Origin of the sequence: Caldimonas mangrovi, assembly GCF_023721835.1 — a bacterium.
Classification (GTDB): Bacteria; Pseudomonadota; Gammaproteobacteria; order Burkholderiales; family Burkholderiaceae_C; genus Caldimonas; species Caldimonas mangrovi.
The window spans coordinates 19588-43491 of the sequence record NZ_JAMKFE010000004.1; the positions used below are offsets into that span (position 1 = coordinate 19588).

The following is a 23904-nucleotide window of genomic DNA, read 5'->3' on the forward strand; positions in this document are numbered from 1 at the left end:
GACTGGGCTTTCGCTGGTGCTCAAAGGTTCTGCAGGTCACGGATCAACCGAGTGACGCCGCGGATCCGGCTTTGCCGGTCCGCCAGCGTCGCCCCCTCGAGGGGGCGGCCGCAGGCCGTAGGGGGTGGTCTGTCAGGCGGCTTCCCGGTGCCGGCCGGCCAACACGATGGAGGCGTGCAGTCGCGAGGTGCCGTCGTTGGCCGCGGCCTTGCCATGGTTGGTCAGCAGGCCCCACACCAGTTCGTCGTCGAAGCGGAAGCGGCACAGCAGCGTGTTGCCCGAAGCGATCTTCATCATTTGCGCCGGGGTCAGGATCGCCAGCATCTCGGCGGTGTCCTCGCTGATGCCCAGGCGGAACAGCGCCTCGTCGCGGTCCGCGCGGATCAGGTTCTGCGCCAGCATCAGGTACGACAGGTTGGCTTCGCGGATTTCGGTGAGGATCTGTTCGGCGGTGGTCATTCGGGACTCCTGTCTTGCTGCGGTCTGGCGGGGGCCCAAGGGGCTGTTCGATGGGATGAATTCTGGCGAACCCCCCGGGGGCGCGATATCAGGGGCGTTCTGTGCCCAGCGTCGCTTCGCAGGTGCCGCCGTGTCGGACAGATCCCTACAAAAGCGTCCTGTGTACCGGTCATTTCCGGTTCAGGTTTGTTCCGTCGCGGCCGAGCGGGCCCGGCGTCAGGAATGGCGGGGCAAAACGGCGTTGATCGGCGCTTTGCGGGGGGGACGGGTTTCGATAATCGGCCCAACACCCAAAGGAGCGTTCATGTCAGAGCCCCTGGTCAGCATTTGCATCCCGACCTACCACCGCAGCCGCTATCTGGAGTCGCTCCTGACCAGCCTGCACGACCAGCTCGCGGGTTTTCCGCATACGTACGAGATCGTCATTTCCGACAACGCGTCGCCGGACGACACGCCGGACGTCATCGCGCGCTTCGCCTCGTCGTTGCCGATCCGTCACTACCGGCAAGACAGCAACATCGGCGGCGCGGCGAACTGGCACTTCGTCGTCACGCGGGCGCAGGGCGAGTTCATCATTTCGCTGGGCGACGACGATGCGTTGCTGGGCGAGCAGACCGCACAGGCGATCCACTGCCTCAACGCGATGCCGAGCGTCGGTGCCGCCTTCGCGCCCTGGGTGCTGTACGACCTGCCGTCGGACAAGAAGCTCGGCCTGTTCTATACCCACCCGGACGACTTCCTGGTGCCGCAGGGCGATCACCGGGCGCTGCTCGACGGGGTGCTGCAACACCGCATCTGGCCGGAGATCGGCATCGTGCGCCGCCAACTGCTGCACCGCGTCATGCCGCGCGTGCCGGAGCACGCGTTCTATGCCTTCGTGCACGCGGGCGAATACCTGTCGCGGTCCGACGTCGTTTTTCTCAAGGATCCGTTCTACGTCTTCGTGGTGCGTCATTTCCACGGCGACAAGCGCGCACAGACCGGCACCCAGGAAGCGATGCAGGCATGGGACCGTTACCGAGGTGGCCTCGAATACCTGATGTCGCGCTTCGCCTCGACGCTGGCGCCCGAGGAACGCAACGCCTACCTGACCCGGATTTCGTCGTTCATCGGCGAGCGCATGGCGATGGCGGTGAAGCTGCGCCTGCGGAGCCGGGCCGACCCGGTCGACACCTTCTACCTCGCGGCCCGGGCCACGGCCCTCGGCGCAGCGCGCGGGCTGCCGGAACCGATGCAGCACCTGCGCTCGCGGGCGGCGCTGCATTTCCTCACCCACGATGCCGAGCTCAACCGCGACAAGCGCCGGCTCGTGTGCATCGGCAGCTTCGAGGACGGCGTGCGCCGCGGCCTGGCGCAGCAGGGGGCGGGCGAGGTGAGCTTCTACGACAGCCTGCCGGACCTGCAGCATTTCAGCGATGCGCTGGTCTTCGTGCGCGACGCGAAGGCGGTCGAAGGCCTGGACATGGAGCCGCTGCTCGCGCAGCGCAACGTGCACGTGGTCCGCGAAGCCGACCTGATGGCGAAGTTCGCCTGTTGACCGGCTGGCGGACGGGCGGAACCTTCCGGTTCCGCCAGCCGTGCGGGCGTCAGCCCTTCACGCGCTTCAGGTAGCCTTGCGGCGCCACCGTGATCAGCAGCTTGGCTTCCAGGTCTTCATCGACCACGAAGCTGTCGTTCTCCTGCAAGTACGCGCGTACCGCCGTCTTCGGGTTGTCCCCGGGTTTCCACGGCCGTTCGCCGGTGAAGAAATGCGCCGGCATGTCCTCGACCAGCGTGTCCATCACGATGCAGTAGCCGCCCTCGCACACCAGTGGCGCATAGGCCCGAAGTTCGGCCAGCACATGCTCGTGGGTGTGGTTGGAGTCGAGCACGACGATGGCTCGCTTGCCGCGTGCCAGCTCGTGCACCTGGCTGATCACGGCCGCGTCGATGGACGAGCCCTGGATCATGCGCAGGCGACGGCTCATCGGGTGCGCCTCGATGGCCTCGCGGTTGTGGGCCCGGATGTCGATGTCGACGCCGATCACTTCGCCGTGCCCGGCCAATTCGAGCAGCGAGGCGTAGTACAGCACCGAGCCGCCGTGCGCAATGCCCGTCTCGATGATCAGGTCCGGCTTGACCTGCCAGACGATCTCCTGCATGGCCATCATGTCCTGCGGGAACTGGATGATCGGCCGACCCATCCAGGTGAAGTTGTATGCGTACTTGTGCGGCGTGATCTCTCGCAGCCAGATGCGCGACAGCGCCTGCACGTCGCGGTCGGCCTTCAGGCCGTCGACATTGCTGCGCACTTCCTGCTCGAATTGCTCATGCGGGTTCATGCACAAAGGTCCTCCAGGAAACGGTGTCGGAACAGAGATGGCGTGCCCCGTCGCGTCCGCAGTGCGCGACGAGATCGAGACCCGAGACATACGGCGTGAATTCGCCGTGCGACTGCGGGTAGGGCAGACGGCGGTAGTCCATGTACTGTACGTCGACGCCGGCCTGCTCGAACGTTTCGTGGGCGAGGTAACGTGCCGCGCCGTGGCCGGTGACGTAGGTGTCGCCGCCGAGGCGCCGGACCACCGCGAGCACCCGCTCGCTGCTGTCGCCCGGGATGCCGAGTTCGCGCACGTCGACGAAACGTGTGCCGGCGTCCAGCCCGAAGTAGCGCACCAGCGCCATCATCGAGGCGCGGGCGAGCGAGCCGACGTGGGGGTGGTTGCCGGCGTACACCTCTTCCGCGAGCCGCAGGGCGTCGGCCCGGTACGGGGCCTGCGCCAGGCTGCGGTGCAACAGGTCGAGATGCCGGGCGCACCAGGCGGCGGCAGGTGCGATCTGCACCTCGTCGATACGCTGCCCGAGATGCAGGTCTTGCAGCGGCACGGTCATCCAGCGCACACCCCGGGGCGTCTTCAGCTGCACCCGGTTCACGAAGCTGCCCTTCGAGAACTGCACGTCGTCGTAGTGGACGAACACGTCGGCCAGGCGCACCTGTTCGAGCAGGCCCACCCAGGGGAACAGCATGGATTGCGAGATGACGATGCGCAGGCTCATGGCAGCGCGCCGGGCGCGGCCGGGCCGAGAAACAGGTCCATCAGCACCACGTCGCGCCAGCTGCCTTCGATGCAGACGTGCTCGCGCAGCAGGCCGCAGGGTTCGAAGCCGAGCCGTCGATAGCACCGCACGGCGCGCTCGTTGTCCGAACGCACACGCAGGCTCACTTTGCGCAGGTTCCAGGTCTCGCGCAGATAGGCGAAGGCGAGCCGCAGCGCTTCGCTGCCGGCGCCCCGGCCCTGGGCCTCGGGGGCCAGGCAGATGCCGAGGTCGGCACGGCGGTCCACGGAGTCGAGGCCGGTGAACTGCAGATACCCGAGCGCCGCATCGGTGTGCCGGTCGGCCACGACGAAAAAGAGGTTGCTGCCGCAGGCGCGCTCGCGCAGCCATTCGCGCACCTGCGCTTCGTTGCTGCCGCGTGCGCGGGCCAGCAGCTGGGCCTGCAGCGCCACGTCGTTGCGCCAGCGCAGCAGCGCCGGCAGGTCGGCCTCGCACCAGGCGCGCAGGCGCACGGTCTCGCCGGCCATCATGCGGGCACTCCGTCCAGGTACACCAGTTGCACGCCGCGCGAGCGCAGCCAGCCCATGGGTTGCATCGCTGCACGGGCGATGGCCGGGTTCAGGCCGACATACAGCGTGCGGACGTCGTCCGGTAACTGCTCGGGTGCCAGCACCGGCTTGCCGAACAGCGTCTTGCCCTGCTGGAACGGGCTGCGGTCGAGGAAGCAGCGCAGCGGCTGCGTCGATCGCAGCGTGCTGGCGATGTAGGCACCGTAGAACCCGGAGCCGTAGACCGCCGCAGGCGCGTCGCCGGTGGCCCGTTCGGCCTCGGCGATGCGCGCTTCCAGGCTCGACCAGTAGCGGGCGAGTTCGAGCGACCGCTGCACGGCATCCCGCACGTCCGGGCAAGGCGTGCGCGGCCCCTGCTTGCGCGCCACGAAGACCAGCGCGCCGCGGTGCGCGGTGGCGTCGATGTCGATCGATTCGAAACCGGCGCCGCGCAGCAGCACGTGCAGCGATGACGGCGTGAAGTGGTTCACATGGTCGATGACGACGAAGTCGGCCACGTTGCCGAAAGTATCCGGCACGACGCCGTAGAAGATGCCATCCGCCTTCAGCAGCCGCGCCACCTTCTCGACGGTGCCGCCGGGGTCTGGGATGTGTTCGAGTGCGAAGAACGAGGTGATGGCGTCGAAGCGTGCTTCCCAGTGTGGCGGCGTGAGGTGCATCGCGCGGCGCTCCGGTGGCACGAAACGGTCCCAGTGGGCGGTGTACATCGCGCTCACGTCGAACAGGTGCACCTGCAGGTCGGGGCGCTGAGCGAGCAGGCGCTGCGGCGTCGAGGCCTTGGCGCAACCGTAGTCGAGCAGCAGCGCGCCCTCGGGCAGCGCCAGCTTGGACGCCAGCGTGCTGACCTGATGATCGGTGCGGTAGACGATACGCTCGCCGTGCACCTCGTAGATCTGGTCCTCGTCGTCCTGGTCGAGCAGGATGCGGTAATCGGACGCGTAGTAGCGGTCGGTGTCGTCGAGCGCCTCACCACGCAGGTGCCCGCAGTGCGGGCACGACCACACGCGCGTGCGCCCCGTGCGGAATTCGCACAACGAGGTCAGTGCCCGGTCGGAGCCGGCGTCGTAGATCGGGTCGCCCAGCGGCGTGCGGCAAACGTTGCAATCCATGTCTATGGGTCAATTGGCGCACAACTCGGGGTGCACGGTGCGGAAGTCCACACCGGCCGCGAAAGAGCCCTTCCAGCCGTGAGAGCGGCCGACCGGCTCGGCGAAGTTGAAGTAGCGGAATTGCATCGACCAGCGCGAGCGCCGGCCGCGGTTGTGCCCGGACGCGTGCAGCAGCAGGAAGTCGATCACGGCCAGGTCGCCCGGTTGCAGCAGCGGCGCGACGCGCTCGTAACGGGCCAGCAGCGCTTCCTCGTCCTTCAGCATCAGGCTGTACGCGCCGCTGCGCTCGGGGCGGCCCGGATCGGCGGTGTACACCGGCACCGGCCCTTCGCGGTGGGAGCCGGGGCAGAATTGCACCGGCCCCATCTCGGGCGTCAGCGGCACCAGCGGGCTCCAGAACACCAGGCCGTCGAGGCTGCGCAGTTGCGCCGGGTATTCCTGGTGCCACTGGGCACGGAAGCGGTCTTCGTCGGGGTTGTCGATGCGGATGCCGTAGCCACCGCCGGCGATGCCCGGCTGGCTGCCCGGGCGCAGCTCGCGCATCAGCTGTTCGTGTGCAGGGTGCGCCACCAGGCGCACGAAGGCCGGCACTTGCTTGACGGCGTCGTACACCTCACCGCCCCAGGCCCGGTCGGTGCGGATGAGGTCGAGATAGCCGCCGTCGAACTCGGCCGGCACGCAGGGGCCGCGCTGGTCGGGCAGGCCATGCCGAGCCATCACCTGGCCGATCACCGCGTGGATACCGCGCTGCACCGGTTCGATGTCGGCGCCGAGATCGTAGAAGCCGGGCACGACCAGCAGGCCGGTCTCGGCGAAGGCGCGGCGTTGGGCGTCGGTTAGGAGAGGCTGGTTCATCGTGGTTCTTCACGCGTGCAGCGCGCGCCGCACATGGGCGACGACGCGGTCGATGTCGGCTTCGGTCAGGTCGTGGTAGCTCGGCAGGTTCACGCCGCGGGCGGGCAGCCCGTAGGCCACGCGGTTGCGCGGACGAGCCTCGAACATCGGCAACTGGCTCAGCGGCCAGAAGAAGACCCGGCCGTCGATCCGGTCGGTCTGGAAGGCAGCGAGCAGCGCTTCGCGGTCGAACGGCACACCCTCGTCGACCACGACGGTGGGCATCCAGTAGCCGTTCACGCAGTGGGCGGGCTCGGGGTTCATCGACAGCGGCAATCCGCGCAGGCGTTCGGCGTAGGCGCGGAACACGCCTCGCTTGGCGGCGATCAGTTCGTCGATGCGCTCCAGCTGCGCGCAGCCCACGGCGGCCTGCAGGTTGGACATCTTGTACTTGAAGCCCAGCATGTCGGGCCAGAACTGGCGGCTCTGGCCGGCGGCCCGGCCGTGGTTGCTCATCGTCAGCACGCGCTCGTGCAGCTGCGCGTCCTGCGACACCCACATGCCGCCCTCGCCGGTCGTCAGCGTCTTGGTGCCGTGAAACGAGAACGTGCCGAAGGCGCCCATCGAGCCGGCAGGCCGCCCCTGCCATGCCGAGCCGATCGCCTCGGCGGCGTCTTCGACCACCGGAATGCCGTGCCGGCGGCCGATCTCGAGCAGCGCATCCATGTCGCACAGGTTGCCGTACAGGTGCACCGCGATGATGGCCTTGGTGCGCGGCGTGATGGCTTCCTCGACGCATGCCGGGTCGAGGCACCAGGTGTCGGGCCGCACGTCGACGAACACCGGCTTTGCGCCGAGGTAGGTGACGGGTGCCGCCGACGCGATCCAGTTGATGTCGCCGAGGATGACTTCATCGCCGGCGCCCACCCCCAGGGCGGCCAGGCCCATGTGCATCGCACCGGTGCAGCTGGAGGTGGCGATCGCGTGCCGCACGCCCAGGTGGGCGCGAAAGCCGGCCTCGAAGCGCTGGATGTATTCGTAGCAGCGCTCGCCCCAGCCGTGCCGGGCAGCGTCGCTCACGTACTCGACTTCGAGCTCGGTGATCGACGGGCGGGTGTAGTGGATGCGGTTCATGTCAGCTCCAGCGCCGGCACCGCGGTCGCGAAGCGGCCGCCCCAGTCGCGGATGTAGTCCAGCTGCGCGGTGATCTCGCTGCGCAGGTTCCACGGCAGGATCAGCACGACGTCGGGCCGGACGCGGCGCAGGTGCGATTCGTCGACCACGGGGATGCGCGAGCCGGGCAGGAAGCGGCCCTGCTTGTGTGGCGACGCATCGACGACGAAGGGCAGCAGGTCGGGCCGCACGCCGGCGTAGTTCAACAGCGTGTTGCCCTTGGCCGCTGCGCCATAGCCGGCCACGGTACGGCCGGCGCGCTTGTGTTCGATCAGGAAGCCGAGCAGCTCGTCCTTGATGCGTTCGGCCCGGGGCTGCAGCCCGCGGTAGAACGACGGCTCCAGCATGCCGGCGCGCTGCTCCTTGTCGAGCATCGCGGCCACCCGTTCGCCGGCCGGGCGGGTGTGCGACGCATGCTGCGCCCACACGCGCAGCGAGCCGCCATGGGTCGGCAGCTCCTGCACGTCCCAGACCACCAGTCCCTGCTGCGCGAAGATGCGCTGCACGGTGTGAAACGCCAGATACGAGAAATGCTCGTGATAGACGGTGTCGAACTGCGACTGCTGCACCAGTTGCAACAGGTGCGGAAACTCGACCGTGACGGTGCCCTGCGGTGCCAGCGCCTCGCGCAGGCCGGCGACGAAGTCATTGATGTCGGGCACGTGCGCCAGCACGTTGTTGCCCAGCACGAGGTCGGCACGGCGGCGCTGCGCGACGAACTCGCGCGCGAAGGAGGCGCCGAAAAAGCGTTCGATCGATTCGATGCCGCGCGCACGTGCCGCTTGCGCGGTGCTGGCGGTCGGCTCAATGCCTACACAGGGGATGCCGCGGTCGCGCACGTACTGCAGCAGGTAGCCGTCGTTCGAGGCCACTTCCATCACCAGCGAGTCGCGCCCGAGCTGCAGCCGCTGGGCTGCCTCGTCGACATAGCGCGCGGCATGCGCGAGCCAGCTCGGCGAGTACGACGAGAAGTACACGTAGTCGTTCGAGAACAGCGCGTCATGCCGTTGCACCTCGTCGACCTGCACCAGATGGCAGGTACCGCAGGTATAGACCTTGAGCGGGAAGTACAGCTCCGGCCGGTCGAGGTCCTCGCGGCGCAGGAAGGCGTTGGACGGAGGGGCCGAGCCCAGGTCGACGAACACGTCGTGCAGTCCGGCGGCGCAGTGGCGGCACTTCATGCGGCCGTCCCTTCGCGCAGCGACCGCAAGTGCGGGAGGGCGCGGTCGCGCTCCGAGACAACGGTCACCGGCAGCGGCCATGCGATCGCGAGGCCGGGGTCGTCGTGGGCCACTCCACCCTCGGCCTCGGGAGCGTAGGCGGCGGTGTGCTGGTAAAGCAGGTGCGCGTCGTCGGTGAGCGCCTGAAAACCGTGCGCGCAGCCTTCCGGGATGAACACCTGCAGGTCGTTGTCGTCCGTCAGCTCCACTGCGTGCCAGCGGCCGAAGGTCGGCGACTGCGGGCGCAAGTCGACGGCCACGTCGAACACGCGGCCGCGCAGGCAGCGGATCAGCTTGGCCTCGGCATGAGCCGCGGTCTGGTAGTGCAGGCCGCGCACGGTGCCGCGTCGGGCGGTCACCGAGTGGTTGACCTGGACGAAGCGCAGGTCGGGGCGGATGGTGGCGAAGGCCTCGCTGCAGAACAGCCGCGCGAAGCGGCCGCGCTCGTCGCCGCGGGCGGATGTCTGCACGGTCCACATGCCGTGCAAGGGGGCGGGCGTCAGCTTCATGTGCGGGCCCAGGCCAGTCCGGCGCGCTGCGCGTCGGCGACGTATTGCTGCAGGTCGTGGTGGCTCGCGATGCGGCCGGCCTCGTGATAGGCGCGGTACCACTGCGCGGTGCGCGCCAGCATGGTGTCGGCATTCCACACCGGGTGCCAGCCGAGCTGCTCGCGCGCCTTGCGGCAATCGAGGTGCAGCAGGTGTGCCTCGTGCGGCTGCGGGCTCGGGTCCACGCGGTGCCGCACGGCCGGCCAATGCTGCGCGAAACGGTCGATCAGTTGCAACACCGTGAGGTGGGCGCAGCTGCTGGGGCCGAAGTTCCACGATTGCGCGTGGATCTCGCCTTCTTGCAGCAGGCGCTGGGCGAGCAGCAGGTAACCCGACAGCGGCTCCAGCACGTGCTGCCATGGCCGCACGGCATGCGGGTAGCGCACCGTGGTGGCGCCCTGATTCAACGCTGCGCGCACCAGGTCGGGCACGATGCGGTCTTCCGACCAGTCGCCGCCGCCGATGACGTTGCCCGCTCGCGCCGTGGCCAGCGCGACCGGGCGGCCGGACGCTGCAGCGCCGAGAAAGCTGGCACGGTAGCTCGCGGACACCAGCTCCGCGCAGGCCTTCGACGCACTGTAGGGGTCGTGCCCCCCCAGCGCGTCGGTTTCGACATAGGCCCGCCCGTTGTCGAGGTTCTCGTAGCACTTGTCGGTCGTCGCGTTGACGACGGCGCGCACGCTCGGCATCGCGCGAACGGCTTCGAGCAGGTGGACCAGCCCGATGACGTTGGTCTGGAAGGTGCCGGCCGGTTCGCGATAGCCCTTGCGCACCAGCGACTGCGCCGCCAGATGGAACACGATCTCGGGCTCGAAGCGCTGCACGGCTTCGCGCACGGCACCGGCGTGGTTCAGGTCGACCAGCGCCTCTTCGATCGGCAGGTCCAGTGCACGCATGTGGCTGTGGCTGCCCTCGGCGGGCAGCGACAGGCCGCAGACGCGGGCGCCCATCGCTTGCAGCCACAACACCAGCCACGAGCCCTTGAAGCCGGTATGGCCCGTGACCAGCACGCGCCGGCCGACGTAGGCCCCGGCGAAGAGCCGCGAGAACCAGTCGTTCATGCCCACACCTTCCAGGGCGCCTCGTTGCCCTGCCACAGCTCCTCGAGCCTGATCTTGTCGCGCAGCGTGTCCATCGGCTGCCAGAAGCCCTCGTGCGTGTAGGCCGAGAGCTGCCCGTCGCGCGCCAGCGCTTCCAGCGGCTCGCGTTCCCAGGTCGTTCGATCGCCGTCGATCAACTCGATCGCCTCGCGTTCCAGCACGAAGAAGCCGCCGTTGATCCAGCTGCCGTCGCCCTGGGGCTTTTCCTCGAAGCGGGTGATGCGCTTGTCCTCGATGTCCAGCGCGCCGAAACGCCCGGGCGGCTGCACCGCGGTCACGGTGGCCATGCGCTTTTGCTGTTTGTGGAATTTCACCAGCCGCGTGATGTCGACGTTGGACAGGCCGTCCCCGTAGGTGAAGCAGAACGGGCTCTCGTCGAGATAGTCCTTCACACGCTTCAGGCGCCCGCCGGTCTGCGTCTGCTCGCCGGTGTCCACCAGCGTCACCCGCCAGGGCTCGCAGTGGCGATGGCAGACTTCCATGCGGTTTTCCGCCAGGTCGAACGTGACGTCCGACATGTGCAGGAAATAGTTGGCGAAGTATTCCTTGACGATGTAGCCCTTGTAGCCCAGGCAGACGATGAAGTCATTGATGCCGTGGTGCGAGTAGAGCTTGAGGATGTGCCACAGCACCGGCTTGCCGCCGATCTCGACCATGGGTTTCGGCCGTACCGAGGTTTCCTCCGCCAGGCGGGTACCGAGTCCCCCCGCCAGAATGACTGCCTTCATCGCTGTCCTTCATGAATGCGGCCCGCATGGGCCCTTGCGCACGTTCACAAGTTACCGAAGGCGGCCGGCAGCGAAGGCCGGAAATCAGGCCGGAAGTGGGGTCAATTCAGCGGGGCCGCCGGCAGGTGCTCGGGCGGCAGCCCGGCGCGGGCCCGTTCGGCCATGCGCTGGTACAGGCCTTCCAGGCCGGCGGCGAAGCGCGCGCCGTCGAACACCGGGAAGTGCAGGCGGCCTTCGCGCAGGTGCCGGCGCAGTCGCTCCAGCCTCGGGCGGTCGCGCAACAGCCCGATCGCGGTGGCCTCGTAGCCGGCCGGCGAGTCGCAGATGAGCTCGGGCAGGCCGACCGCGTCGAGCAGGCTGGCGGCGACCCGCGAGGCGAAGGTGGGCCCCGCGTAGGTCACGATCGGCACGCCCATCCACAGCGCATCGCTGGCGGTGGTGTGGGCGTTGTAGGGCCAGTTGTCGAGCATCAGGTCGGCCAGCGGCAGCCGGGCCAGGTGCTTCGCGAAGCCGGCTTTGGGCGCAAAGATCAACCGGCGCGCCGACACGCCCCGGGCTTCGGCTTCGCGGCGCAGGTTGGCCGTGGCCTGGGGGTTGTCCTCCAGCAGCCACAGGCAGCTGTCGGGCACCGCCTGCAGGATGCGCATCCAGCTGTCGAAGGTCTCGGGGACGATTTTGTAGGCCTGGTTGAAGCAGCCGAGGACCAGGGCGTCGGCCGGCAGCCCCCACTGCCCGCGGGTGGCGGGCTCGGGGAAGGGCCGTTGCAGGTCGTTCGGTTGGTAGCACTGGGGCATCTGCGCAATCTTTTCGGTGTAGTGGGGCGCGTGCTCCAGCGGCGTGACCCAGCGGTCGCCGATGACGTAGTCGATGTAGTCGGCGCCGCAAGTGCCCGGAAAGCCGAGAAAGGCCACCTGGATCGGCGCGGGCCGGTAGGCGAAAACGCCGATACGGCTGTCGTGGGTGTGGCCCTTCAGGTCGACCAGGATGTCGATGCCGTCGGCGCGGATGCGTTCGGCCATCTCGCGCAGGCTGACGGCGCGCATGTCGACGAAGCGGTCGCAGGCGGCTCGCACCCGTTGCTGCATCGCGCTGTTGTCGTCGCGGCCGTACGAATATAACGTGACGTGAAACCGTTCACGGTTGCGTGCTTCCAGCGCCCCCACCATCAGCATGGCGGTGGCGTGGTTGTGGAAATCATTGGAGACGTAGCCCACGCGGATGGGACACCCGGCCGCACCGACCGCGGGCGCGCCTTCCAGCGGCACGACGCCGCGCGCGTGCAGCAACGCCGCGTGCCGCGCCGCCTGCCGGAAGGCCGACGGCGGATGCGGTAGCGCGGCCAGCGCGAACACGCCGCCTTCCGCGCGCTCGGCACCCTCCAGTTCCATCGTGCGCAGGCCCTGCAGCAAGGCTGCGCACGCCGCGTCGAAGCGGCGCCAGTCGCAGGCGTGCTGGCGCATGTGCAGCGCCATCAGGCGCGACGACAGGTCGTGTTCGTCGAGCGTGGCGGCGGTGTCCAGGCTCTCGGCCGCCTCTGTATAGAGCTTCATGCCGCGCAGCGCCAGGCCCAGGCGGACATGCACCACCGGGTTCGAGACCTCCAGCGCCATGGCTTCCAGCAGCACCGCCACGGCTTCCTCGTGGCGCGATTGCCGGGTGAGGGCGACGCCGAAATTCAGCATGAACTTGAACTGCTGGCGCCCGCCGAGGCCGGCCATGCGCTCGAACATCGGCAAGGCCTCGGCCCAGCGGTTCTGCGCCACCAGTGCCAGGCAGGCCACGTGGCCGGCCTTGAAGTTGTGCGGCTCGAGTTGCAGCGCCCGCTCGGCCGCGCTCAGCGCGCCGTCGAACTGCGCCAGGTTCAGCCGCGCCGAGGCGAGAGTCACCCAATCCTGCACGGAAAAGCGCTGGTCGGGCGACAGCCGCGCCAGTTCGCGCTCCGCTTCCTGCCATTGCCCGCCGATAACACATTCGTAGGCGCGCCGGCGCGACTGTAGATAGTGGCGCTCGCGGTCCGGCTGGGTGGGAGAGACGTGGCGTTGCATAAGGCAGGGCGGCGGGCGAGACCCGCACTCTTGTCGATGGCACCGAATCTAGACAAGCGCAGGCGTGAACATCCCGCAATAAGTGGCAGGGTTCGCGGCCATTTCGACTTGCCACACGGACGCGCTTCTGGCACGGCTTTTTTCACCTTCGTGCACGAACGCACTTAAGTTCCCGCCGGGGCGGGTCGATATCAGCACCAACGAGATGAACATTCCACATCTCGTGGTCCGGAACAGCCAACGGGCGCAGCGGTGTCGCAAGGCACCTAAGCCACCCAGAAGACTGCCGCCGGGCGCAGCAGGCCACCGGCCAGGACAGGGTGCATCGATGCGATGCGGCAGGTCCGGGCAGGCGGCAGGCGCGGTGATCGGGGCGACCCGGTTGCCGAGGCAAAGCAAAGCCGGCGTCCTCGCCGGGAGTCTGTGTATATAGGAGAGATCCATCATGGCAATGACCATCAACACCAACGTGGCTTCGCTCACGGCGCAACGCAACCTGAATTCGTCGCAGAGCACCCTGGCCACTTCGATGCAGCGCCTGTCTTCAGGCCTGCGTGTCAACAGCGCGAAGGACGACGCCGCCGGCCTCGCCATCGCCGAGCGCATGAACGCCCAGACGAAGGGCCTCAACGTCGCGGCGCGCAACGCCAACGACGGCGTCTCGCTGGCGCAGACGGCCGAAGGCGCGCTGGGCAAGGTCGGCGACATGCTGCAGCGCATGCGTGAACTGGCCGTGCAGTCGGCCAACGCGACCAACAGCGAAGATGACCGCAAGGCCCTGCAACAGGAAGTCGGACAACTGCGCGACGAAATCGACCGCGTCGCCAAGCAGACCTCGTTCAACGGCAAGAAGCTGCTCGACGGCTCCTTCTCTGCAGCCAGCTTCCAGGTTGGCGCCAATGCCGGCGAAAACATCACGATCGCCGCGCTGACCGATTCTTCCTCGGAAGGTCTGTCGGACATCAACTACGGCGAAGCCGAGATCGCCTCGATCGATTCCGCGGACGTGACGTCGCTCGATTCGATCGACGCCGGTGACCTGAAGATCCACGTCGACAGCGATTCGTACGACCTGGCCGAGATCAGCAAAGCCGCGACCGCCGAGGAGCGTCTGGGCCAGACGGTTGAAGCGATCAACCGCCGCTCTGCCGACACCGGCGTGACCGCCTACCTGACCAAGGAAGACGACGGCACGTACACGATGCAGATCCGTTCGTCCGCCGTGGACGAGGATGGCGAGGCGCTGGACGTGACCTTCGAGGGCTTCACGACCGAAGCCACCGGCGTGACGGCGGCCGACATGGACACGACCGCGACCAACACCACCGGCATCGACGAGCTGTCGGTCGAGACCGCCGAAGACGCGTGGCTGGCGATCAAGCAGATCGACGACGCGCTGAACCAGGTGAACAGCGCCCGTGCGACGCTGGGCGCGGTGCAGAGCCGCTTCGAGAACGCGGTGTCCAACATCGCGATCCAGGCGGAGAACACCGCAGCAGCCCGCGGCCGTATCGTCGACGCCGACTTCGCCCAGGAAACCGCGAACCTGTCGAAGGCGCAGATCCTGCAGCAAGCCGGTACCGCGATGGTGGCGCAAGCCAACCAGATGCCCCAGCAAGTGCTGTCGCTGCTGCGCTGATCGCTGCGGCACGCTGCCCTCGTCAGAGGGGCAGCTCCAGAAAACGCCCGGCCCCGCCGGGCGTTTTGCTTTGTGCTCGACCGGGCCAGGCGTGTCCCCGGGGCGGCATGGCCGGGCATCGGAATCAGCGATCAACTGGCCCGGTTTTTCCCCCTTTTTCGCGGCTTGGTCCGGCGCGGGCCTGCCGAAAATTGATGGACCGAAAGCGGTAGTCCCGGCGCCAGAGCCGGATCTTGATCCTGGTTCTAAGGAGAGCTGCCATGCCTCAAACCATCAACACCAACATCAATTCGCTGACCGCTCAGCGAAATCTGAACTCTTCGCAGAGCTCGCTGGCAACGTCGATGCAGCGGCTGTCCTCGGGCTTGCGTGTGAACAGCGCCAAGGACGACGCCGCGGGGCTGGCGATCGCCGAACGCATGAACACGCAGGTGCGCGGCCTCAATGTCGCCGCCCGCAACGCGAACGACGGCATCTCGCTGGCGCAGGTGGCCGAAGGCGCGCTGGGCAAGGTCGGCGATATGCTGCAACGCATGCGTGAGCTGGCCGTGCAGGCCGCCAACGCGACGAACAGCGAAGCCGACCGCGGCGCGTTGCAGGCCGAAGTGCAGCAGCTGCGCGACGAAATCAACCGTGTGGCCAAGCAGACGGCGTTCAACGGACAGAAACTGCTGGACGGCTCCTTCTCTGCGGCGACCTTCCAGATCGGTGCCAATTCCGGTGAAAGCATCACGGTCGCGGCGCTGACCGATGCATCCGCCGAAGGCCTGTCCGACATCAACTACGGCGAGGCGGAGGTGGCTTCCATCGACGCGACCGCCGTGACCAGCCTGGACGAGATCGCCGCGGGCGACCTGAGCATCTTCGTCGACACCGAGGAATTCGAGCTGCCGGCCATCAACGAGGCCGCCACCGCGGAAGAGCGCCTCGGACAGACGGTCGAGGCGATCAACCGGCGCTCCGCCGACACCGGCGTGACCGCCTACCTGGCGCGCGAGGACGACGGAACCTACACGATGCAGATCCGCTCGTCCGCGCTGGACGAGAACGGCGACGCGCTGGACGTCACCTTCAGCGGCTTCGCGACGGAAACCACCGGCGTCAGCGCGGCCGACATGGACACCACGGCCACCAACGTCGGCGGCATCGACGAGTTGTCGATCGAGACGTCGGAGGATGCATGGCTGGCGATCCAGCAGATCGACGATGCCCTCGACCAGGTCAACAGTGCGCGTGCGACGCTCGGTGCGGTGCAGAGCCGCTTCGAGAACGCCGTGTCCAACATCCAGATCCAGTCGGAGAACACCGCTGCGGCGCGTGGACGCATCATGGATGCGGACTTCGCGGCGGAAACCGCCAACCTGTCGCGGGCGCAGATCCTGCAGCAGGCCGGCACGGCGATGGTGGCCCAGGCCAACCAGTTGCCGCAGCAGGTGCTGTCGCTGTTGCAAGGCTAACGCAGCCTTGCCGCCGGCCTCGAGCGCAAAGCCCTCCGGGAACCCCTCGGCGGGCTTTTCGTCGCTTGAAAACTCAAGTTCCGTCGGCGCGTGCCGATAGGACTTACAAAGTGAAGGAGCATCCGGATGGCCATCTCGTCCCCGGGCCTGGGTAGTGGCCTGGACGTCAGCAGCATCGTCGAGAGGCTCGTCGCGATCGAACGGCGGCCCATCGACCTGATCGGCGAGCAGACGACCAAGCTGCAGTCGCGGCTGTCCGCCTTCGGGCTGCTGCAAAGTTACACGGTGAACGTGCACGACGCGGTGAACCGCCTGACCGATGCCACGCTGTGGCAGAAGACTTCGGCGTCGACGACCGACATCAGCATCAGCGCCAGCTCGACGGCAGACGCGGTCAGCGGCCGCTACAGCGTCGAAGTCAGCCAGCTCGCGCAGGCACAGTCGATCTCTTCCAAGGCCTATGCGAGCAGCAGCACGGCGGTCGGCAGCGGCACGCTCCACATCGAGCTCGGCACGTGGAATGCCGACAAGACCGCCTTCACGGCAAAAAGCGGAGCCACGGCGGTCGACGTCGTCATCCCCGCCGGAGCCGACTCGCTGGCCGAGGTGCGCGACGCCATCAACAAGGCGAGCGCCGGCGTCACCGCGTCCATCGTCAACGACACGTCCGGCGCCCGGCTGGTGCTGAGATCGAACGAAACCGGCGCCGAGAACGCGGTGCGCATCACGGCGACGACCGACGACGACGGCAACGCGGGCGACGCACTCGGCCTGTCGGCGCTGGCGTACGATCCGCCTTCCGCTGCGGGCCAGATGACCGAGAACCTGGCTGCGCGCAACGCCGTGGCGACGGTCAACGGCTTGAGCGTGTCGTCGGCGACGAACGTCTTCAACAATGTCGTCGACGGCCTGAAGTTCACGGTGTCGAAGGTCACCACCGCACCGGCCGAGATCCGCGTGGGCGTCGACACCGAGTCGATGAAGAAGGCCGTCAACGACTTCGTCAAAGCCTACAACGACATCAACAAGTACATTGCCGACCAGACCAAGTACAACCCGGACACCAAGGCGGCTGCCACGTTGCAGGGCGATCGTTCCACCTTGTCGTTGCAGGGCCAGCTGCGCCAGATGGTGACGGGCATCAGCGGCGCTTCGGGCACCTTCCAGCGCATCTCCGACCTCGGGCTGCAGCTTCAGAGCGACGGCTCGCTCAAGGTGAACGACAGCAAGCTGTCGGACGCGTTGGCGAACAATCGCAGCGAGGTCAGCGCTGCGTTCTCGAAGTCCGATGCCACGAACCCGGCGAACAACGGTTTTGCGGTGCGGATGAAGGCGCTGACCGCGTCCTTGACCCGCACCGACGGCCTGGTGACGACGCGCACCGACGGGCTGCGTGCCAGCATCCGTCGCAACGAGCTGCAGGCCGAGAAGTACGAAGCCCGGGTCGCGCTTGTCGAGCAGCGCCTGCTGCGGCAGTACAGTGCACTCGACAACAGCCTCACATCGTTGAACGGGCTGAGCAGCTACGTCAACCAGCAAGTCACGCTCTGGAACAACAAATCCGGCAAGTGAGCCCGGTTCCATCGCGAGGTCGGCCGGCCCCGTTGCACCCGTCGTCTGGCGGGGTTCCGGGGCCGTGTCATTTGGCCGCCCGGCCGTCTGCGAAAAAGGCGGGGGTCACACCCCCCAAAAATCAGGATCAGAGGTTCAAGTTCGGGGAACGAGGCGCCGATAACCCCTTCAACAGCTTGAACGACCACAAGGGACCCGAGATGTTTGCTCCTCACAGAAGCCAAACCGCCGCCTACCACCGCGTGAACGTCGAGACCGGCATTTCCGCCGCCGACCCGCATCGCCTCGTGGCGATGCTCTACGACGGCGCCATCGACGCGATCTCCGCCGCTCGCGGCGCCCTGCAGCGCGGCGACGTGCCGGGCAAGGGTGTGGCGATCAGCAAGGCCGTACGCATCGTGGAGGAGGGGCTGCGCGGCGGCTTGAATCCTCAGGCAGGCGGCCAACTCGCCGACAACCTGGGTGCCCTGTACGCCTATGTCACCCGGCGACTCACGCACGCCAACCTGCACAACGACGACGCCGCACTGCGCGAGTGCATCGAACTGTTGACCCCGCTGCGCGATGCCTGGAAGATGATCACGCCCCAGAGGCAAGCCGCATGAAATTCCTCGACAGCTCTTCCTACCCCTGCAACGACACGGTGGCCGCCATGGCAGACGACACGCTCCTGGAGTTCTACGAAGCCATCGAGCGTGCCAGTGAAGACATGCTGCAGGCCGCCCGCGACGGCGACTGGGACCGCGTGGTCAAGCTCGAAGGCGCATGCGCGGTGCTGATCTCCCAGCTCAAGCATGCCGCCTCCGGCCGCGAACTCGACGCGCAGGAAGCCCGCACGAAGAGCAAGATCATGCGCCGCATCCTGCAGAACGACGCCCAGATCCGCAACCTGGCCGAGCCCTGGCTCGAAGACCTCGACCGACTGCTGGCCGGTTCGCCGAAGTCGGTTCACTGACCTGCCCAAGGGGCCACTGCCCATGGAAACGATGCCGATGCCCCTGCCGTCGGAGCCCGAGGCCCGTGCCTCGCTCGACGACTTCCGCGTCAGTGAACCCTTCGAGATTTTGACGCTGTTGCGGCGCATGGCCGAACTCCGCGTGCTCGTGACCATCGCGACACCCGGTGGCGCCAGCTACACGACCAGCGTGTGGGAAGTCGACCGCGCCAAGGGTGTCGTGCGCTTCAGCGCCGACCGGAACGACCCGCAGCTCGAGCGTGTGCTCGACGCCGACGATGCGGTGGCCGTCAGCTATCTGGACAGCATCAAGATCCAGTTCGACGTCGACGGGCTGGTGCACGTGCACGCCGGTGGCGGGATCAGCGCACTGAACTGCAGTTTTCCGCATGAGATGTTCCGCTTCCAGCGCCGCAACAGCTACCGGGTGCGGCCGCTCATGACGACACCGCCGCACGCGTGCTTCGGCCACCCGGCCGCACCGGACATCCGGCTCGAACTGCGCGTGATCGACGTCAGCATCGGCGGCATCGCGCTGTTCCTGCCGCCCGACGCGCTGGCGCTGGAGCCGGGTAGCACCATCAACGACGCCGTGATCGACCTCGATGCCGAGACGCAGCTGCGTGCGACGCTGCGGGTCGCCCACATCACCTCGATGAACGGCGATGCGCAGGGCGTGCGCATCGGCTGCGAGATGGAGAGCATGAGCGGCGAGTCGCTGCGCATGCTGCAGCGTTTCATCGACCAGACCCAGAAGCGCCGTCGGATGATGGCGGTCGACGGCTCCTGACGCCAGTCGGTCCGGGCTTCCCGGTCCGAACATTGCCGCCGCGGCGCACGGCTCGACACCGTCACGCGGCGTTTCAGCTCCCGGCTCCACGGTTCTTTTCCGGCGTTAGAAACACCCGCACGCGCTCAAGATGCCGTGAGGCGCGCCGATAAAACTTCCAGCATAAGCGGCCAACGGATACAAGCGTGCCGCGCGACGCACCTCGGAAAGTACATCGCTCATGTTCGTCATCATCGGCTACATCGTGGCGCTGGGCTGCATCTTCGGCGGCTTCATCCTCCATGGCGGAAACATGGGGGTGGTGCTCGCGGCCCTGCCGACCGAAACCATGGTCATCGGCGGCGGTGCGCTGGGCGCGTTCATCGTCAACAACCAGCCCAAGGTGCTGAAGGCCACGCTCGGCGCCGTCCCCAAGCTGCTCAAGGGCTCCAAGTACACCAAGGCTCGCTACATGGAGCTGATGGCGCTGCTCTACGAGATCCTGCAGAAGGCGCGCAAGGAGGGCCTGATGGCGATCGAGAAGGATGTCGATGCGCCGCACGAGTCTGCGCTGTTCCAGAAGTACGCCACTGTCGGCCATGACCACCATGTGGTGGAGTTCATCACCGACTATCTGCGCATGATGGTGTCGGGCAACCTGAACGCCCACGAGATCGAGTCGCTGATGGACAGCGAGATCGAGACGCACCACCACGAAGCGCACGCCCCGGCGGCGGCGATCCAGCGGGTCGCCGGCGGCTTGCCGGCCTTCGGCATCGTGGCGGCCGTGCTGGGCGTGGTCAACACCATGGGCTCGGTCGGCCAGCCGCCGGCGGTGCTGGGCGGGATGATCGGCTCGGCGCTGGTGGGCACCTTCCTCGGCATTCTGTTGGCGTACGCCATCGTCGAGCCACTCGCCGGCTTGCTGGAGCAGAAGAACGACGAGGGCACCAAAGAGCTGCAGTGCATCAAGACCACGCTGCTGGCCAGCATGCAGGGGTACGCCCCGCAGGTCGCCGTGGAGTTCGGCCGCAAGGTGCTGTACTCCACCGAGCGCCCGAGCTTCTCCGAGCTCGAAGGCCACGTGAAGGGCAAGAAGGCCTGACGGCCGGAGCGACACCATCATGGCCGGGGACTCCAAGAAACTGCAGCCGATCATCGTCAAGCGCGTCAGGAAGGCGGCCCATGCCCACCACGGCGGCGCCTGGAAGATCGCGTACGCGGACTTTGTCACCGCGATGATGGCCTTCTTCCTGCTGATGTGGCTGCTGGGCTCGACCACCGAGGGCGACCGCAAGGGCATTGCCGACTACTTCAACTCGCCGCTGAAGGTGTCGCTGCTCGGCGGCGGCAGCGGCTCGGGCGACTCGTCGCACGTCATCAAGGGCGGCGGTACCGATCTGTCGCGCACCACCGGCCAGGTCAAGATGGGCGACATCGACGCGCGTCGCAAGACGGTCAACCTGCAGGCGCTGAAGGAGAACCAGAAGCGCCTGGAGATGCAGCGGATGGAACAGCTGAAGCAGCGCATCGAAAGCGCGCTGACGAACAACCCCCAGCTCGCTCCGTTCACCTCGCAGATACGCCTCGACATCACCGCTGACGGCCTGCGCATCCTGATCGTCGATGCGCAGAACCGGCCGATGTTCGATTCCGGCAGCGCCTTGGTGAAGGACCACATGCGGCAGATCCTGCGCGAGGTCGGCAAGTCGCTGGCCGAGGTCGACAACAAAATCACGCTGGCCGGCCACACCGACGCCGCGCCGTACAGCTCGGGCGAGCGCGGCTACAGCAACTGGGAACTGTCGGCCGACCGCGCCAACGCATCGCGCCGCGAACTGATCGCCGGCGGTCTGAACGAGCGGCAGGTGGTACGGGTGCTGGGCCTGGCGTCGAGTTCGCTGCTCGACAAGGACAACCCGATGAGCCCCGCGAATCGCCGCATCAGCATCATTGTCATGAACCAGGAAGCCGAAGAGCGCCACGAGCTCGGCGGCGACGTGAGCCCGCCGGCGGTGCCGTCCGAGCCGTTACCCGGCATTCCGGACATCCGGCCCTCAAGTTTGACGCCGGTCAACCGATAAACACACCGAACACCTTTTCTCCCCGAGGACCCTGCCCATGAGCACCGCAGCCGACATGAAATTCCTCATCGTCGACGACTTCTCGACCATGCGCCGCATCGTGCGGGGCCTGCTCAAGGAGATCGGCTACCAGAACGCGGAAGAAGCCGAAGACGGCGCCGTTGCCCTGCAGATGCTGAAGAACGGCGCCTACGACTTCGTCGTCAGCGACATCAACATGCCGAACATGAACGGCTTCGAGCTGTTGGCGAACATCAAGCAGGACGACGCGCTGAAGCATCTGCCCGTGCTGATGGTGACGGCCGAAGCACGCAAGGAAGACATCGTGCGAGCAGCGCAGGACGGCGCGGCGGGCTACATCGTGAAGCCTTTCACGAAAGCGACGCTGGAAGAAAAAGTCCAGAAGATCATGCAGAAGTTGGGTAAGTAAGAAAGGCCCCGCGATGAAGCCCCAGAACATGCCCGATACAGCCCCTGCTGCCACCACCTCACCCGAGGTGTACCAGCAGCTCGGCGAGATGACCCGCCAGTTGCACGACACGCTGACGCAGCTCGGCTTCATGCCGCGCCTCGGCGAGATCACCGACAGCCTGCCGGACGCCCGCAGCCGGCTGACCTACATCGCCGAGAAGACCGGCGAAGCGGCCGAGAAGGTGCTGAACCTGGTCGACCAGGCCAAGGCCGAGCAGGGCCGCGTGGCTGCCGAGACCCGTCGCATCGCCGAGGCGATCGTCGCCGACCCGGTGAAGGCGGTGGCGCGCGGCGACGTGATGAATTTCGTCGGCGATGTCGATGCCGCGACTGCGCGTATCGACCAGCACCTGACCGACATCATGATGGCGCAGGACTTCCACGACCTGACCGGCCAGGTGGTTGCCAAGGTCGTGAAGCTTGCCGCAGATATCGAGGACCAACTGGTCAGTCTGCTGCTGAAGACAGCACCGCCGGGGCATGCACCCAAGGTCGAGCAGACCTTCCTGAACGGGCCGGTGGTGAACCCGGAAGGGCGAACCGACGTGGTGGCGAACCAGGAGCAGGTGGACGACCTGCTGGCCAGCCTCGGATTCTGAGTATCGAGAGAACCCGGCCCTTGAGTGGGCCATGGAGAGGGGGAAACGCCCTGCACGTAGAGGCAGGGCGTTTTTTTTGCTGGTTGTTGGCCCACCCCCTACGGGCTGCGCCCGCCCCCTCAAGGGGGCAACGCCTACGGCCCGGCAAAGCCGGTTCCGTGGCGTTCACTGGGCCGGCACAAGCCGCGCGCGGGCTTCTGGCTCTTCGATGGGGCTTTGCCCGCCGGCCTGCCCTCGGTTCGAAAGTTCACCGGGGGATTGAAACCCATCCTGCCAGCCTTTTCCCGGGCCGGCAAAAGCGCGGTTTCCCTCCTTCTATTCGCGCTTAAGAATTCCGGCGGCCTTCACACAATGGCGAGGACTCCCCTTCCATCGCCATGGCCGACCAAGACCAGCAAGACCGCAACCTGCCAGCTTCCGAGCGCAAGATCCGAAAGGCGCGCGAGGACGGCCAGGTCGCGCGTTCGCGACATCTCGGGCATTTCCTGATCGTCGGTGCGGGTCTGGCCGCCCTGGCGATCGGGGCGCCGTGGCTGGCCGGCTGGCTGCAGGACCTGCTGAGCAACGAACTGAGCTTTCGGGCCGCGGACCTCGCCTCGCCGGCGCAGATGACCGAACGGCTCGGGGCGGCGGCCAGCAAGTTCCTGGTCGTGACGGTGCCGCTCGGCGCCGTGATGGCGGCCGGTGTGGTGGCGGCGAACATTGCCTCGGGCGGATGGAACTGGACCCTCAAGCCGCTCGCGCCCAAGTTCTCGAAGCTCGACCCGATCAGCGGCCTCGGTCGTGTCGTCTCGAAGGAGCAGATCCTGGAGGCGCTGAAGGCCAGCAGCTTCGCGGTCGCCATCGGCACCGTGGGGGGCTTGTACCTCTATACGCATCTCGACGCCTTCCAGCTCGCGCTCGGCATGGCCCTGCCCACGGCGATCGCCGAAATGGGACAGGTGATGCTGAAGGGCCTGGCGCTGATGCTGCTGATCCTCGCGCTGTCGGCCGTCGTCGACGTGCCGCTGCAGCGCCACCTGCTGGCCAAGCGGCTGAAGATGTCGCACCAGGAGGCCAAGCAGGAGCACAAGGAGCTCGAGGGCAACCAGGAGGTCAAGGTCAAGATGAAGGCGCGCATGCGTGAGATGGTCAAGCGCCGGATGATGGCCGAGGTGCCGCGCGCCGACCTGGTCGTGATGAACCCGACCCACTACGCGGTGGCGCTGAAGTACGACGAAGCGACGATGGGAGCCCCGCGCCTCGTCGCCAAGGGCGCCGACCTGATCGCCATGCAGATCCGCGACCTCGCCAAGGAGCACAAGGTGCCGGTGCTGCAGGCGCCGATGCTGGCGCGCGCGCTCTACGCGCACGCCGACATCGACCGCGAGATCCCGATGGCGCTGTACGGCGCGGTGGCGCAGGTGCTCGCCTACGTGTACCAGCTGCGCGCCGCCATGGGTGGCCGCGCACCGATGCCCGGCGCCCTGCCCGAACTGAACGTGCCGGTCGAGATGGATCCCCACCACGGCAAGACCCCTGAAGAGGCCTGACCCCG

General features: G+C 67.3%; 24 protein-coding genes. 12 read left to right on the forward strand and 12 right to left on the reverse strand.

The window, feature by feature from the left end; genetic code table 11:
* Nucleotides 1-132: 132 nt before the first annotated feature.
* On the reverse strand, nt 133-459 hold the full coding sequence (gene flhD, locus M8A51_RS07525; RefSeq protein ID WP_251777594.1) for a flagellar transcriptional regulator FlhD: 327 nt from the start codon (nt 457-459) through the stop codon (nt 133-135).
* Nucleotides 460-763: 304 nt separating this feature from the next.
* On the opposite strand from flhD, the gene M8A51_RS07530 reads away from it, so the two are divergent.
* Complete coding sequence (locus M8A51_RS07530; protein WP_251777595.1) at nt 764-1996, forward strand: glycosyltransferase family 2 protein; 1233 nt, start codon at nt 764-766, stop codon at nt 1994-1996.
* Nucleotides 1997-2045: 49 nt separating this feature from the next.
* On the opposite strand, the gene M8A51_RS07535 is transcribed toward M8A51_RS07530, so the two are convergent.
* From M8A51_RS07535 to M8A51_RS07585, 11 genes are all read right to left on the reverse strand, one after another.
* Nucleotides 2046-2780, reverse strand: a complete 735-nt coding sequence (locus M8A51_RS07535; RefSeq protein ID WP_251777596.1) for a cephalosporin hydroxylase family protein — start codon at nt 2778-2780, stop codon at nt 2046-2048.
* The gene (locus M8A51_RS07540) at nt 2767-3495 is read right to left on the reverse strand and encodes a WbqC family protein (protein ID WP_251777597.1); all 729 of its coding nucleotides are present in this window, start codon (nt 3493-3495) and stop codon (nt 2767-2769) included. The genes M8A51_RS07535 and M8A51_RS07540 overlap by 14 nt, the downstream gene beginning before the upstream one ends.
* Nucleotides 3492-4025, reverse strand: coding sequence for a GNAT family N-acetyltransferase (locus tag M8A51_RS07545; protein ID WP_251777598.1), 534 nt, complete (start codon nt 4023-4025; stop codon nt 3492-3494). The genes M8A51_RS07540 and M8A51_RS07545 overlap by 4 nt, the downstream gene beginning before the upstream one ends.
* Complete coding sequence (locus M8A51_RS07550) at nt 4022-5173, reverse strand: class I SAM-dependent methyltransferase (RefSeq protein ID WP_251777599.1); 1152 nt, start codon at nt 5171-5173, stop codon at nt 4022-4024. The genes M8A51_RS07545 and M8A51_RS07550 overlap by 4 nt, the downstream gene beginning before the upstream one ends.
* Before the next feature lie 9 nt (nt 5174-5182).
* Nucleotides 5183-6028: a phytanoyl-CoA dioxygenase family protein gene (locus M8A51_RS07555; RefSeq protein ID WP_251777600.1), complete on the reverse strand. Its 846-nt coding sequence runs from the start codon at nt 6026-6028 to the stop codon at nt 5183-5185.
* A gap of 9 nt (nt 6029-6037) precedes the next feature.
* Nucleotides 6038-7141: a DegT/DnrJ/EryC1/StrS family aminotransferase gene (locus M8A51_RS07560; protein ID WP_251777601.1), complete on the reverse strand. Its 1104-nt coding sequence runs from the start codon at nt 7139-7141 to the stop codon at nt 6038-6040.
* Nucleotides 7138-8361 carry a class I SAM-dependent methyltransferase gene (locus M8A51_RS07565; protein ID WP_251777602.1) on the reverse strand — a complete coding sequence of 408 codons (1224 nt, stop codon included), beginning with the start codon at nt 8359-8361 and terminating at the stop codon, nt 7138-7140. Before M8A51_RS07565 ends, M8A51_RS07560 begins: the two co-directional genes overlap by 4 nt.
* Complete coding sequence (rfbC, locus tag M8A51_RS07570; RefSeq protein ID WP_251777603.1) at nt 8358-8909, reverse strand: dTDP-4-dehydrorhamnose 3,5-epimerase; 552 nt, start codon at nt 8907-8909, stop codon at nt 8358-8360. Before rfbC ends, M8A51_RS07565 begins: the two co-directional genes overlap by 4 nt.
* On the reverse strand, nt 8906-10009 hold the full coding sequence (gene rfbG / locus M8A51_RS07575) for a CDP-glucose 4,6-dehydratase (RefSeq protein WP_251777604.1): 1104 nt from the start codon (nt 10007-10009) through the stop codon (nt 8906-8908). Before rfbG ends, rfbC begins: the two co-directional genes overlap by 4 nt.
* Nucleotides 10006-10776, reverse strand: a complete 771-nt coding sequence (gene rfbF / locus M8A51_RS07580; protein WP_251777605.1) for a glucose-1-phosphate cytidylyltransferase — start codon at nt 10774-10776, stop codon at nt 10006-10008. Before rfbF ends, rfbG begins: the two co-directional genes overlap by 4 nt.
* A 101-nt stretch (nt 10777-10877) precedes the next feature.
* Nucleotides 10878-12821: an O-linked N-acetylglucosamine transferase, SPINDLY family protein gene (locus tag M8A51_RS07585; protein ID WP_280926032.1), complete on the reverse strand. Its 1944-nt coding sequence runs from the start codon at nt 12819-12821 to the stop codon at nt 10878-10880.
* 445 nt (nt 12822-13266) lie between these two features.
* Here M8A51_RS07585 and M8A51_RS07595 point away from each other — a divergent pair, with 445 nt between their 5' ends.
* The 11 genes from M8A51_RS07595 (at nt 13267) to M8A51_RS07645 (ending at nt 23899) form a co-directional block, all read left to right on the forward strand.
* Nucleotides 13267-14460 carry a flagellin gene (locus tag M8A51_RS07595; RefSeq protein WP_251777606.1) on the forward strand — a complete coding sequence of 398 codons (1194 nt, stop codon included), beginning with the start codon at nt 13267-13269 and terminating at the stop codon, nt 14458-14460.
* Between the two features lie 260 nt (nt 14461-14720).
* Nucleotides 14721-15917 (forward strand): flagellin, encoded by a 1197-nt coding sequence (locus M8A51_RS07600; RefSeq protein WP_251777607.1) that lies wholly within the window; start codon nt 14721-14723, stop codon nt 15915-15917.
* Between the two features lie 126 nt (nt 15918-16043).
* Nucleotides 16044-17489, forward strand: coding sequence for a flagellar filament capping protein FliD (gene fliD, locus M8A51_RS07605; RefSeq protein WP_251777608.1), 1446 nt, complete (start codon nt 16044-16046; stop codon nt 17487-17489).
* A 200-nt stretch (nt 17490-17689) separates the two neighbouring features.
* Nucleotides 17690-18094, forward strand: coding sequence for a flagellar export chaperone FliS (gene fliS, locus M8A51_RS07610; protein ID WP_251777609.1), 405 nt, complete (start codon nt 17690-17692; stop codon nt 18092-18094).
* Between the two features lie 47 nt (nt 18095-18141).
* Nucleotides 18142-18444 (forward strand): flagellar protein FliT, encoded by a 303-nt coding sequence (locus M8A51_RS07615; protein WP_251777966.1) that lies wholly within the window; start codon nt 18142-18144, stop codon nt 18442-18444.
* 37 nt (nt 18445-18481) lie between these two features.
* Nucleotides 18482-19234, forward strand: coding sequence for a flagellar brake protein (locus M8A51_RS07620; RefSeq protein WP_251777610.1), 753 nt, complete (start codon nt 18482-18484; stop codon nt 19232-19234).
* Between the two features lie 220 nt (nt 19235-19454).
* A complete protein-coding gene (motA, locus tag M8A51_RS07625; protein ID WP_251777611.1) occupies nt 19455-20318 on the forward strand; it encodes a flagellar motor stator protein MotA in 864 nt (287 codons plus the stop codon).
* A 19-nt stretch (nt 20319-20337) separates the two neighbouring features.
* On the forward strand, nt 20338-21297 hold the full coding sequence (gene motB / locus M8A51_RS07630; RefSeq protein WP_251777612.1) for a flagellar motor protein MotB: 960 nt from the start codon (nt 20338-20340) through the stop codon (nt 21295-21297).
* A gap of 37 nt (nt 21298-21334) precedes the next feature.
* Nucleotides 21335-21727 carry a chemotaxis response regulator CheY gene (gene cheY / locus M8A51_RS07635; protein ID WP_251777613.1) on the forward strand — a complete coding sequence of 131 codons (393 nt, stop codon included), beginning with the start codon at nt 21335-21337 and terminating at the stop codon, nt 21725-21727.
* Between the two features lie 13 nt (nt 21728-21740).
* Nucleotides 21741-22367, forward strand: coding sequence for a protein phosphatase CheZ (locus M8A51_RS07640; RefSeq protein ID WP_251777614.1), 627 nt, complete (start codon nt 21741-21743; stop codon nt 22365-22367).
* A 377-nt stretch (nt 22368-22744) separates the two neighbouring features.
* Entirely contained in the window at nt 22745-23899 is a 1155-nt protein-coding gene (locus M8A51_RS07645; RefSeq protein WP_251777615.1) for an EscU/YscU/HrcU family type III secretion system export apparatus switch protein, read from the forward strand.
* Nucleotides 23900-23904: the final 5 nt, after the last annotated feature.

Bases quoted from the DNA above. Each gene is read 5' to 3' on its own strand.
- M8A51_RS07620 (WP_251777610.1), top strand. From the start codon at position 18,482: ATGCCCCTGCCGTCGGAGCCCGAGGCCCGTGCCTCGCTCGACGACTTC.
- M8A51_RS07595 (WP_251777606.1), top strand. From the start codon at position 13,267: ATGGCAATGACCATCAACACCAACGTGGCTTCGCTCACGGCGCAACGC.
- M8A51_RS07535 (WP_251777596.1), bottom strand. From the start codon at position 2,780: ATGAACCCGCATGAGCAATTCGAGCAGGAAGTGCGCAGCAATGTCGAC.
- fliS (WP_251777609.1), top strand. From the start codon at position 17,690: ATGTTTGCTCCTCACAGAAGCCAAACCGCCGCCTACCACCGCGTGAAC.
- M8A51_RS07640 (WP_251777614.1), top strand. From the start codon at position 21,741: ATGAAGCCCCAGAACATGCCCGATACAGCCCCTGCTGCCACCACCTCA.
- motB (WP_251777612.1), top strand. From the start codon at position 20,338: ATGGCCGGGGACTCCAAGAAACTGCAGCCGATCATCGTCAAGCGCGTC.
- M8A51_RS07565 (WP_251777602.1), bottom strand. From the start codon at position 8,361: ATGAAGTGCCGCCACTGCGCCGCCGGACTGCACGACGTGTTCGTCGAC.
- M8A51_RS07545 (WP_251777598.1), bottom strand. From the start codon at position 4,025: ATGATGGCCGGCGAGACCGTGCGCCTGCGCGCCTGGTGCGAGGCCGAC.
- M8A51_RS07615 (WP_251777966.1), top strand. From the start codon at position 18,142: ATGGCAGACGACACGCTCCTGGAGTTCTACGAAGCCATCGAGCGTGCC.
- M8A51_RS07600 (WP_251777607.1), top strand. From the start codon at position 14,721: ATGCCTCAAACCATCAACACCAACATCAATTCGCTGACCGCTCAGCGA.
- rfbG (WP_251777604.1), bottom strand. From the start codon at position 10,009: ATGAACGACTGGTTCTCGCGGCTCTTCGCCGGGGCCTACGTCGGCCGG.
- M8A51_RS07585 (WP_280926032.1), bottom strand. From the start codon at position 12,821: ATGCAACGCCACGTCTCTCCCACCCAGCCGGACCGCGAGCGCCACTAT.
- M8A51_RS07540 (WP_251777597.1), bottom strand. From the start codon at position 3,495: ATGAGCCTGCGCATCGTCATCTCGCAATCCATGCTGTTCCCCTGGGTG.
- M8A51_RS07555 (WP_251777600.1), bottom strand. From the start codon at position 6,028: ATGAACCAGCCTCTCCTAACCGACGCCCAACGCCGCGCCTTCGCCGAG.
- M8A51_RS07550 (WP_251777599.1), bottom strand. From the start codon at position 5,173: ATGGATTGCAACGTTTGCCGCACGCCGCTGGGCGACCCGATCTACGAC.
- rfbF (WP_251777605.1), bottom strand. From the start codon at position 10,776: ATGAAGGCAGTCATTCTGGCGGGGGGACTCGGTACCCGCCTGGCGGAG.
- fliD (WP_251777608.1), top strand. From the start codon at position 16,044: ATGGCCATCTCGTCCCCGGGCCTGGGTAGTGGCCTGGACGTCAGCAGC.
- M8A51_RS07645 (WP_251777615.1), top strand. From the start codon at position 22,745: ATGGCCGACCAAGACCAGCAAGACCGCAACCTGCCAGCTTCCGAGCGC.
- motA (WP_251777611.1), top strand. From the start codon at position 19,455: ATGTTCGTCATCATCGGCTACATCGTGGCGCTGGGCTGCATCTTCGGC.
- M8A51_RS07530 (WP_251777595.1), top strand. From the start codon at position 764: ATGTCAGAGCCCCTGGTCAGCATTTGCATCCCGACCTACCACCGCAGC.
- rfbC (WP_251777603.1), bottom strand. From the start codon at position 8,909: ATGAAGCTGACGCCCGCCCCCTTGCACGGCATGTGGACCGTGCAGACA.
- flhD (WP_251777594.1), bottom strand. From the start codon at position 459: ATGACCACCGCCGAACAGATCCTCACCGAAATCCGCGAAGCCAACCTG.
- cheY (WP_251777613.1), top strand. From the start codon at position 21,335: ATGAGCACCGCAGCCGACATGAAATTCCTCATCGTCGACGACTTCTCG.
- M8A51_RS07560 (WP_251777601.1), bottom strand. From the start codon at position 7,141: ATGAACCGCATCCACTACACCCGCCCGTCGATCACCGAGCTCGAAGTC.